This window comes from Paramicrobacterium agarici (genome assembly GCF_002563955.1).
GTDB classification, from domain to species: Bacteria; Actinomycetota; Actinomycetes; order Actinomycetales; family Microbacteriaceae; genus Paramicrobacterium; species Paramicrobacterium agarici.
Window position 1 is genome coordinate 2462604 of record NZ_PDJE01000001.1, and the last position, 10782, is coordinate 2473385.

Genomic DNA, 10782 nt, shown 5'->3' on the forward strand with positions numbered 1-10782 from the left:
TAACACACATCTCACTGTTCTCGTTTATTGACACGCTTCACACGCCTGTGCCACGGTTGGGACGTTGTATGACAAATCGAGGGGGAACAGGATGCCGACGACACGCGTCACAAGAGGCATCGTGCCGATTGCGCTCATGAGCGCCGTGGCCGCCGGAATGCACATTGCGCCGGCGAGCGCAGCCGAGCACGACACCGCCGACTATGGACCCGATGGATTCACCCGCGGATCCGGGCTTCCGACCCAGAAGCCGCATTTTCTTCCGGCCCCGGCGTCGTACACGGTCAGCTCAAGCGACACTCTCCACGTCATCGCGACCCGGTTCGGTCTCGACGCCGGGACGGTCGCGGCCCTCAACGGACTGGCATCGGACAGCTCTGTTCACGAGGGGCAGACTCTCGCTCTCACCGCGGGCAGTACTGGAACGGCGTCACCGGCAGCGGCGAGTGCCTCGACCGCGGCAGTTCACGTCGTCACGTCGGGAGACACCGTCAGCAGAATCGCGTCGTCGTTCGGCGTCAGCACACAATCGGTTCTCGATGCGAACGGCCTGTCGTGGTCAAGCGTCATCTACCCGGGCCAGAAGCTGACCATTCCGGGCGCCTCCGCGCCATCGTCCACTCCTGAGACCGAGTCGAAGAGCAGCGGGTCGTCGACGGGCAGCACCTACACGGTCGTATCCGGAGACACCGTCGGCGCCATCGCGTCGTCGTTCGGCGTCAGCACGCAATCGGTTCTCGACGCGAACGATCTGTCGTGGTCGTCGGTGATCTACCCCGGCCAGAAGCTCACGGTCCCCGGTGCATCGTCGAGCCACTCTGAGTCGAAGAAGTCCGAGTCGAAGAAGTCCGATTCACGTGACTCGACGTCGAAAGGCGGGACGTACACGGTCGTCTCGGGCGACACGGTCAGCAGCATCGCGGCTACGCACGCCGTCAGCATTCAAGCGATTCTCGACGCAAACGGACTGTCGTGGACGAGCATCATCTACGTCGGCCAAACGCTCACGATCCCCGGCAAGGCGTCGCCCGAATCCGAATCGTCGAAGAAGGTGACGGACGACTCGGTCACACCGCTCACCGCCGAAATGTCGACGAACGCCCAGACCATCATCCGGGTCGGTCGATCGCTTGGTGTCAGCGACTACGGGCTCGTCGTCGCCCTCGCGGCGGCCATGCAGGAGTCAAGCCTGCGCAACGTCGACCACGGCGATCGTGACTCACTCGGCCTCTTCCAGCAGCGAACGAGTCAGGGCTGGGGAACCGAAGAGCAGATCATGAACCCGGAATACGCAGCGAAGGCGTTCTTCGTCGGCGTATCGGGAAAGACGCGGGGCCTGCTCGATATCTCCGGGTGGAAGAACATGTCGGTGACGGAGGCGGCGCAGGCTGTGCAGGTCTCGGCCTACCCCGATGCGTATGCGAAGTGGGAGACGTCGGCCCGCGCCTGGCTCGCACAGCTTGGCTGACAATCCCATAACGAAGCTCGGCGAATTAGGCACACACTCCGTGTGTCCGTGCGTGCACTCAGTGTGCTCTTCGTAGACTCGTGTCGTGACGACTAGCCAGCAGACCGACCCTCTGATCGGCCGTGTGATCGACGGTCGATACGAGGTGCGCTCGCGCATCGCGCGAGGCGGCATGGCCACAGTCTACGTCGCCACAGACCATCGGCTGGAGCGGCGTGTCGCCATCAAGGTCATGCACGGTCACCTGAGCGACGATCAGGCGTTCACGAATCGCTTCGTGCAAGAGGCACGCTCCGCTGCTCGGCTCGCGGACCCGCACGTCGTCAGCGTCTTCGACCAGGGGCAGGATGGCGACATGGCCTATCTGGTCATGGAGTACCTGCCGGGCATCACGCTGCGCGAGCTGCTTCGAGACCACGGCGCTCTCTCGCCACAGCACGTCGTCGACATCATGGATGCTGTGCTCACAGGACTCGCCTCGGCACACAGGGCAGGCATCGTGCACCGCGACGTGAAGCCAGAGAACGTGCTGCTCGCCGACGACGGGCGCATCAAGATCAGCGATTTCGGCCTCGCCCGAGCGGCGTCGGCGAACACGGCGACGGGACAAGCGCTGCTGGGAACCATCGCATACCTCTCCCCCGAACTCGTCACGCGGGGCACGGCAGACACCAGAAGCGACATTTACGCGCTCGGCATCATGATGTACGAGATGCTCACAGGCGAGCAGCCGTACAAAGGCGAGCAGCCCATGCAGATCGCCTATCAGCACGCGAATGATTCTGTGCCGCGCCCCAGCACCCGAGCCGCCGACATACCGGACGAGATCGACGACATGGTGCTCTGGGCCACGGAACGCGACCCTGACGAGCGACCGGCTGACGCGCAGGAAATGCTCGACCGGCTTCACGAGGTCGAGGCAGAGCTCGGGTACACGCTCTCGAGCATGCCGGTTCAGCACACCTCGGTGCTTCCTCTGGATGACACGGTTGCACTGGGCGCGACGACCTCGTTCGAGCCTCAGCGATCGACAACGGGTACCACAGACCCGCTCGGCCCCATGATCGCCACGACGGGCTCGGTCAAGCAGCTCACCGCCACCGTCGATCGGCGGCGCCGCAAGGGGCTGTGGATGTTCCTGATCGTGGTGCTGCTCTGCGCTGTCGTGGGAGGCACGGGCTGGTATTTCGGCACGGGCCCTGGATCGCGCGTCGCCGTGCCCGACAACCTCGTGGGCGGCTCCCCTGACAAAGCCGCCGCCGCGCTGAGCGACCTCGGCCTCATCGTCGAGCCTGGTGAAGAGTACAGCCTCGAGGTCGAGAAGGGTGCCGTCACCAGCACAGATCCCGCAGCGGGAGATCTCGTGTACCCCAACTCGACCGTCACCGTGAATGTTTCGCTCGGGCCGAAGCCCGAGACTCTCCCGTCGCTGGCGGGCGTGAGCTTCGACGACGCGAAGGCTACCGTCGAGGACCTTGGTCTGATCGTCGGCGACGCCGCCTACCAATTCACATCGGACGTAGCTGCAGACGGCGTGATTGCAGCATCCATCGACGGTGAAGACGTGACGGCGGGCGCCGACACCTTCCAGGGGAAGACCGTTGACTTCGTCGTCTCGGTCGGCGCGGTGCCCGAGCTCGTCGGGCAGTCGCAGGATGCCGCGACGGCAGCGCTCGATGAGGCCGGTCTCGCCCTTGGCTCTGTCTCTGAGAAGTTCAGCGATTCGGTCGCGAAGGGCAACGTGATCTCAGCCCACTACGACACTCCGCTCGCGCCAGGAGACAGCGTCGACCTTGTCGTCTCGAAGGGTCAGGACCTCGTTCAGGTGCCCGACGTTGTGGGAATGACGGTGAACGAAGCAAAGCAGACGCTTGAAGACGACGACTTCGCCGTGACGATCGACTCGAACATTCCCGAACAGTATTGGGACGCCGTCATCAACGATCTTTTCGCCGTCGACTCGACGGACCCTGCCGCGGGAAAGATGATCAAGCGCGGCTCAACCGTGACGATCGTCGCCAACCTTTAGACGAGCGACGTGGGGCGACCCGACGGTTGCACCCCACGTCGCTGCGCCCCGAGCCTTAAGCGTTCCCCAGCTGCTCGGCAACGAGGAAGGCGAGTTCGAGCGACTGCATGTGATTGAGTCGCGGATCGCACAGGGACTCGTAGCGCGTTGCGAGCGTCTCTTCGTCGATGTGCTCGGACCCGCCGAGGCACTCGGTCACGTCGTCGCCCGTGAGCTCGACGTGGATTCCTCCCGGGTGGGTTCCGACGGCCCTGTGAGCTTCGAAGAAGCCGCGGACCTCGTCGACGACGTCATCGAAACGGCGCGTCTTGTAGCCGGTGGGCGTCGTGATGCCGTTGCCATGCATCGGGTCCGTAACCCAGAGAGGGTTGGCTTCTTCGTTCTTGATGCGCTCGAGAAGAGGCGGAAGCGCGTCGCGAATCTTTCCCGCACCCATGCGCGTGATGAACGTGAGCCGTCCGGGACGGCGCTCGGGGTCGAGCTTGTCAATGAGTCGCAGCATGTCATCGGCCGACGTCGTCGGACCGAGTTTGACGCCGATCGGGTTGTGCACGCGCGACAGGAAGTCGACGTGCGCACCGTCGAGGTCGCGAGTTCGCTCGCCGATCCAGATGAAATGTCCAGAGGTGTTGTACGGCTGACCCGTGCGCGAGTCGATGCGCGTCATGGGGCGCTCATAATCCATGAGCAGCCCCTCGTGCGCCGTGTAGAACTCCACGCGCTTGAGCTCGTCGAAGTCCGCACCAGCGGCCTCCATGAACTTGATTGCGCGATCGATCTCCTTCGCGAGGTGCTCGTAGCGCTGATTCGCGGGGTTCGCGGCGAATCCTTTGTTCCACGAGTGCACTTCTCGCAGATCGGCGAAGCCTCCCTGTGTGAACGCGCGAATGAGGTTCAGCGTCGACGCGGCCATGTGGTACCCGCGCAGGAGCCGGTTCGGATCTGCGCGTCGTGACTCCGGGGTGAAGTCGTAGCCGTTGACGATGTCGCCTCGGTAGGCGGGAAGCGTCACATCGCCGCGCGTCTCGGTATCGCGCGAGCGCGGCTTGGCGAACTGACCCGCCATGCGTCCCATCTTGATGACGGGCATCGAGGCGCCGTAGGTGAGCACGACGGCCATCTGGAGGATCGTCTTGACCCGATTGCGGATTTGATCTGCGGTCGCTCCGGCGAAGGTCTCTGCACAATCGCCGCCCTGCAAGAGAAACGCCTCTCCGCTGGCGGCACGAGCGATGCGCTCCCGGAGAAGGTCGACCTCACCGGCGAAGACGAGGGGCGGCAGCGTCTCGATCTCACGCGAAACCTCAGCGACAGCATCCTGATCCGGCCACTCCGGCTGCTGCTTGATCGGAAGCTCGCGCCAATAGTCGAGACCGGCGATCACTGATTCATCAGCCTTCACTACCGGGTCGTTTGACGTTGTCACGGGCGTTCCTATTTCTCTTGAGAGCGGAGGGCGGACGTGCGCAATGCGCGGTTTTCAGCCTACCGTGAAACGCGAGACTGCTTGTCCTTCACTGTCGTCGCGTACACGTCCACGTACTCTTGCTTGCTGAGCTTCTGAAGCTCGTACATCAGCTCGTCTGTCACGGAGCGCAAAATGAAGCGATCCCCCTCGAGGCCTTCGAAGCGGCTGAAATCGAGGGGCTCGCCGAAAATCAGTCCCGGTCGCTTGATGCGCGGCACCGTCGTACCGATCGGCATGATCTGCTCGGTGTTGACCATGACAACGGGAATGATCGGGACGCCGGCCTCGAGAACCATGCGTGCGACCCCCGTGCGCCCCCGGTACATGCGGGCATCAGGACTGCGCGTGCCCTCGGGGTAGATGCCCAGAAGCTCACCGCGCCCGAGAACCCCGAGACCGGTGTTGAGCGACGCCTCCGACGCTTTTCCGCCCGAGCGGTCGATCGGAAGCTGTCCCGTTGCGTTCATGAAGGCTCGCGTCGCCCAGCCCTTAAGGCCTTTTCCCGTGAAGTAGTCGCTCTTGGCGAGAAACGAGATGCGGCGGTCGAGATACAGCGGGAGAAAGATCGAATCGATCACGGAGAGATGGTTGCTCGCGATGATCGCGGGCCCCTTCGTGGGAACATTCTCGGCGCCGACGACCCATGGCCGGAAGATCGCCGTCACCAGGGGGCCGACGATCACGTTCTTCATGATCCAGTAGAACATCGTAGATAACAGTATCTCGCGTGAGGACTAAGCCTCTTGTTTGGCGGCCGCGATGCGGGCAAGGTCCGCGGCTCCGACAACCCCAGCGTCGTTAACCAGTTCCGCGATCACGAACTCCGGCTCCGGGTGGAATCCGCGTGCAGGCAGGCTGTCGAGATATGCCGATCGCACGGGCTCAAGCAGAAGCTCCCCTGCCTGAGCGACACCGCCGCCGATGACGAACATCTGCGGATCCAGCACCGCTCCGAGTGTCGCGCAGCCCTGGCCGATGTACGAGCCGAGGCGACGCAGAGCCGTGATGGCGCCGCCATCTCCTGCGACGATGAGTTCGTAGATGTCTGCGCCAGAAAGCGTACCGCCCGCCGCTTCACGCTTATCGGCGAGCACTTGTCCGATTCCCCCAGCATCCGCAAGCTCATCGGCGAGGCGGCCGAGCGCGCGCCCTGACCCGTACTGCTCGAGACAGCCGCGAACTCCGCATCCGCATGGCAGTCCTCCGGGAACAAGGCGGATGTGCCCGAGCTCGCCTCCGGTTCCGAACCCCCCGCGAAAGAGTTCGTCGCCCGTGACGATCGCACCGCCGACGCCGGTTCCGATCGTCAGCATCACCATGTCGCTCACCAGCTGAGCTGCTCCGAATCGGAATTCCGCCCAACCCGCAGCGTTCGCGTCGTTCTCGATGACGACGGGCATCGACAGACGCGCGGTCAGCTTGGCGCGGAAGGGCTCATTGCGCCAGCTGAGGTTGGGGGCGTAATACACCGTGGACTGCGCGGCGTCGATGAAACCGGCTGCCGCGACTCCGACTCCCGCAATCTCTCGTCCGTCTCGGAGCCGGGAGACCATCTCGACGACAGCATCCTCAATGGCCGAGCTGTCGCGTGCGGGCGACGGAACGCGGTCTTCGGCGACGATCACGCCATCGTCATCGACGACGGCGCCGGCGATCTTGGTTCCCCCGATGTCGATCCCGATGGCGTGCACGCTCTACCTCCACACATGATTATGTCGCGCGAACTGACGAATCCCACAAAAAATGGCTTGCTCCTGCGCGTTCCGTGCAGGGAAATCCCCGAGCGGCCGCGGCCGATCGCGTCTACGCAGGCGTCCTCACTTTAGAGTAGAGGAAGCCGTACCCGACCACGTACCGAAGGAGCTACTGTGGACCACCACACCGTACCGCCCCTCGTCCCTGCCGACCCTCAGGCAAACGCCTCTGACCTCTTGCTCGATCGAGTCAAGGCGACCCCCGACGCCGCCCTCTTCTCGGTTCCTTCCGGGGATGGCTGGACGGATGTGTCGAGCTCGGAGTTTCTCCGTCAGGTGACGGCACTGGCGAAGGGCTTCGTCTCTGCGGGCATCAACCCGGGAGACAAGATCGGCTTCATGTGCAAGACGAGCTACGAATGGAGTCTCGTCGATTTCGCCGCGTGGTTCGCAGGCGCTGTGCTCGTTCCCGTCTACGACACGAGCTCGCCGTCACAGATCCAGTGGATCCTCAGCGACTCCGGCGCGACGGCGATGATCGTCGAGACGCCAGAGCACTTTGCCCGTTTCGATGAGGTGCACGGAGAACTCCCCGACGTGGGCACGGTGTGGCAGCTTCACCTCGGAGATATCGACAAGCTGTCTCAGAGCGGCTCCGACGTCGACGACAGCGAGATCGAGCGCCGGCGCGCACTCGCCACAGGCGAGGACATGGCCACGCTCATCTATACCTCGGGCTCAATGGGCAGGCCGAAAGGCTGCGTCCTCACGCACTCGAACTTCGTCGAGCTGTCGCGCAACGCTGCAGTCGCGATGAAGGAGGTCGTCGCTCCCGGTTCGTCGACACTCTTGTTCATCACCATGGCGCACGTCTTCGCGCGGTTCATCGCCGTTCTCGCCATTCACGCCGGCGTGAAAGTCGGCCACCAGCCGGACACGAGCCGGCTTCTCGAATCGCTTGGCTCGTTTAAACCGACGTTCCTCCTTGCCGTGCCTCGCGTGTTCGAGAAGGTGTACAACTCCGCTGAGCAGAAGGCGGAGGCCGGTGGCAAGGGAAAGATCTTCCGCAAGGCGGCGGCTACGGCCATCGAGTACAGCAAGGCGCTCGAGTCCGGGTCTGTGCCGTTCGGTCTGAAGATGCGGTTCATGCTCTTCGACCGGCTGGTGTTCGCCAAGCTACGAGCAGCAATGGGCGGGAACGTGCGCTATGCGGTCTCAGGCTCTGCTCCGCTCGGCGCGCGGCTCGGGCACTTCTTCCATGCACTGGGAATCACGATCCTCGAAGGGTACGGTCTGACAGAGACCACGGCACCGGCGACAGTGAATACGCCCTCGGCGTCGAGGATCGGAACCGTCGGACCACCGCTTCCCGGCATGAGCGTGCGAATCGCAGACGACGGCGAGATCCAGGTCAAGGGCATCGACGTCTTCAAGGAGTACTGGAACAACCCAGAAGCGACAGCGGAGACCTTTGTCGATGACTGGTTCTGCACAGGCGACCTCGGCGCTCTCGACGATGATGGGTTTCTCACAATCACCGGCCGCAAGAAGGAGATCATCGTGACCGCCGGCGGCAAGAACGTCGCGCCTGCGGTTCTCGAGGATCCCGTGCGCGCAAACCCCATCGTCGGTCAGATCGTCGTTGTCGGCGACCAGAAGCCGTTCATTGCCGCGCTCGTGACTCTCGACTCCGAGATGCTGCCGACCTGGCTGCAGAACAACGGTCAGGACGCGTCGATGTCGGTCGCTGAGGCCGCGACGCATCCTGTAGTCCTCGCTGAGGTTCAACGTGCCATCGACGCCGCGAACACACGGGTTTCGCGAGCAGAGTCGATCCGCAAGTTCGAGATTCTCGACACGGAGTTCACCGAAAGCTCTGGCCACCTCACGCCGAAGCTGAGCATCAAGCGAGGCGTGATCGTGAAGGACTTCGCCGACACGATCGAGCGGATGTACACGACGCCGCAGCCCACTCAGGGCCTCTCGCTCTCCTGACCGAGAAGGTGGCGGGGTGCATGATCAGCGCACCCTGCCACCGGTTTAAAACCAGTCGGACTCTCGAACCTGCTTCATCGCGGAGCGGCGCTCGTCCCTCTCGAGACGGTCGAGGTACACGTACCCGTCGAGATGATCGACCTCGTGCTGCAGGGCCTGCGCGAGCACGCCCGTTCCCTCTACCGTTACCGCTCGTCCATCAAGGTCGATCCCCGTCACTCTCGCATACGGGTGCCGTGGAGTCGGGTGCCACTGCTCCGGAACCGAAAGGCAGCCCTCGTCGATGAGCTCCTTGTCGCCCCGAACCTCAGCGATGACCGGGTTGATCACATAGCCGACGCTGCCATCGACGTTGTAGCTGAACGCCCGCAGCCCGACTCCGATCTGGTTCGCCGCCACGCCGGCGCGTCCGGGAAGCTGAACGGAATCGAGAAGGTCGGTGATCAGTGCTCGGACGCCGTCGTCAATCGTCGTGATCTCCTCGCACGGCGCCTTCAGCACTGGATCGCCGAAAAGTCGAATGGTGCGTTCGGTCATGTCTGTGTTCCCTTCACTGAACCGCGAGTGTCGGACGTTGGGCTGGGAGGCCGTCGACGACGGATGCTGCAAGCAGTCGAGCAGCGTGGCGGGTCTCCGGTCGAAGCGCGTCGAAGTCGACGGCAGCACCAGAAGCCAGCACTGGATCGTAGGGAATTCGCGTCACGGCACGCACGCGAGACGAAAAGTGCGCGTCAAGCTCGTCGAGCTTCACCATTGAGCGTGACGACGTGCGGCTGTTGATGGCGACGACAGCGTTCTTGGCCAGCTGCGTGTGACCGTTCGCCTCCAGCCATGAGATCGTCTCTGACGTCAGGCGCGCCTCGTCGATGCTCGTCCCCGACACGATGACGACGCTGTCGGCATGATCAAGCGTTGCGCGCATGACATCGTGCACCATTCCGGCGCCGGAGTCGGTGATGATCATCGAATAGTACTGCGAGGCGAGAGATGCGACGACTCCGTAATCGGCGTCGCTCAGCGCAGACGAGACGGCGGGGTCGGTCTCGGAGGCGAGAACATCGAGCCGCGTCTCGTCGCGAGCGACGAGCGTCGAGAATTCGGTGTATCCGGTGATGTCGCCGGTGCGTCTGATGGCGTCCCTCACCGTATAGTCGCTTGTTCCCCTCACGCGGTCGCACAGAGTGCCTCGGTCGGCGTTCGCGTCGATAGCGATGACGCGATCTTCCCGCGCATCGGCGAGCGCCATGCCGAGCAGCAGAGAGACGGTCGTCTTGCCGACACCGCCCTTGCGCGTGATCACCGGAACGAAGCGGGCTGCACCGGCGAAGGGCTTGGCGATGCGGTGCGTCAGGTCCTTGCGAGCGCGTGCCTTCCTGCTGTCGCCCAGGTTGACGAGCTGCCCTGTCGCCCGATAGACGAACCGTTGGATGCCGCCGTCCGGCGCCCGCCCGCGGGCGCTCCGATCGTCGAGAAGACGCTCCGCCGTGAGCATGCTCGCGCTCTCCGATCCGCCGTTGGTAGCTTGACGAGCGCTCATGCTCTTTACCTGAGCAGTCTCCTCCGGTCGAGCGGATGCTGCGGGTGCGCTGGATGCGGCGTGCTCAGCGGCCTGCGTCCCCGATGTCGCTGGTCCAGCGCCGGCCGAGCTCTTCGCGCTGCTCCCGGCTGGTGCTGACGAGGTCTGCTTTTCCGTCGCGCGCTGCTTCGGCCGTTCCATGGCGGGCGATACAGGTGCGGGAGTTGACCCGGAGGACTTCTGTGATGCGGCTGCCTTCTTTTGGCGTGGCGCCGCCTTCTGTGCACTGCCGACGCCCCCGGCCGCGGGCGTCGGAGAGGGTACTTTCGGGTCCGACTTTGCCGTCGTCGCAGCAGGTGCAGATGTCCCGGTTGCCGGATCGCTGTCGACGCGCTTCACGACGTCGTCGCGGATCACATCGTCATCGTCGAGTTCGTCATCGTGGCTCGTGGGAATCGTGACGCTGATGGTCTGGCTGCGGAGTTGCGGCTTCTCAGGTGAGGAAGCCAGTTCTCTGCTGTCGCTCTCCGGCTCAGCGGGCTTTCTTTCGTCATGCTTCGAGGGCATGGTGATGATGCTCCTAGGGGTTGCGGCGCACACGAGCGCCAAAAT

Annotated in this window: 8 protein-coding genes; 3 read left to right on the plus strand and 5 right to left on the minus strand. The window is 63.8% G+C overall.

Going from position 1 to position 10782, the window contains the following annotated elements; translation table 11 throughout:
* The first annotated feature begins 91 nt into the window (after window positions 1–91).
* Window positions 92–1468 carry a muramidase family protein gene (locus ATJ78_RS12050; RefSeq protein WP_098408263.1) on the plus strand — a complete coding sequence of 459 codons (1377 nt, stop codon included), beginning with the start codon at window positions 92–94 and terminating at the stop codon, window positions 1466–1468.
* 85 nt (window positions 1469–1553) lie between these two features.
* A complete protein-coding gene (gene pknB / locus ATJ78_RS12055) occupies window positions 1554–3497 on the plus strand; it encodes a Stk1 family PASTA domain-containing Ser/Thr kinase (protein WP_098408267.1) in 1944 nt (647 codons plus the stop codon).
* Between the two features lie 55 nt (window positions 3498–3552).
* Here the strand turns inward: pknB and ATJ78_RS12060 are convergent, their stop codons facing one another.
* The 3 genes from ATJ78_RS12060 to ATJ78_RS12070 all read right to left on the minus strand — a co-directional run bounded on the left by ATJ78_RS12060 (window position 3553) and on the right by ATJ78_RS12070 (window position 6656).
* A complete protein-coding gene (locus tag ATJ78_RS12060; protein ID WP_098409357.1) occupies window positions 3553–4881 on the minus strand; it encodes a class II 3-deoxy-7-phosphoheptulonate synthase in 1329 nt (442 codons plus the stop codon).
* 101 nt (window positions 4882–4982) lie between these two features.
* Window positions 4983–5672 (minus strand): lysophospholipid acyltransferase family protein, encoded by a 690-nt coding sequence (locus tag ATJ78_RS12065; RefSeq protein ID WP_098408271.1) that lies wholly within the window; start codon window positions 5670–5672, stop codon window positions 4983–4985.
* 27 nt (window positions 5673–5699) lie between these two features.
* Window positions 5700–6656 carry an ROK family glucokinase gene (locus ATJ78_RS12070; protein WP_098408279.1) on the minus strand — a complete coding sequence of 319 codons (957 nt, stop codon included), beginning with the start codon at window positions 6654–6656 and terminating at the stop codon, window positions 5700–5702.
* 177 nt (window positions 6657–6833) lie between these two features.
* On the opposite strand from ATJ78_RS12070, the gene ATJ78_RS12075 reads away from it, so the two are divergent.
* Complete coding sequence (locus tag ATJ78_RS12075; protein ID WP_098408284.1) at window positions 6834–8654, plus strand: AMP-dependent synthetase/ligase; 1821 nt, start codon at window positions 6834–6836, stop codon at window positions 8652–8654.
* A 45-nt stretch (window positions 8655–8699) separates the two neighbouring features.
* On the opposite strand, the gene def is transcribed toward ATJ78_RS12075, so the two are convergent.
* Window positions 8700–9191: a peptide deformylase gene (def, locus tag ATJ78_RS12080; RefSeq protein ID WP_098408288.1), complete on the minus strand. Its 492-nt coding sequence runs from the start codon at window positions 9189–9191 to the stop codon at window positions 8700–8702.
* Window positions 9192–9204: 13 nt separating this feature from the next.
* Window positions 9205–10737 (minus strand): MinD/ParA family ATP-binding protein, encoded by a 1533-nt coding sequence (locus tag ATJ78_RS12085; RefSeq protein ID WP_245836305.1) that lies wholly within the window; start codon window positions 10735–10737, stop codon window positions 9205–9207.
* Between the last annotated feature and the right edge of the window lie 45 nt (window positions 10738–10782).

Excerpts from the sequence above, each read along its gene's own strand:
- ATJ78_RS12085 (WP_245836305.1), bottom strand. The coding sequence starts at position 10,737 with ATGCCCTCGAAGCATGACGAAAGAAAGCCCGCTGAGCCGGAGAGCGAC.
- def (WP_098408288.1), bottom strand. The coding sequence starts at position 9,191 with ATGACCGAACGCACCATTCGACTTTTCGGCGATCCAGTGCTGAAGGCG.
- ATJ78_RS12065 (WP_098408271.1), bottom strand. The coding sequence starts at position 5,672 with ATGTTCTACTGGATCATGAAGAACGTGATCGTCGGCCCCCTGGTGACG.
- ATJ78_RS12050 (WP_098408263.1), top strand. The coding sequence starts at position 92 with ATGCCGACGACACGCGTCACAAGAGGCATCGTGCCGATTGCGCTCATG.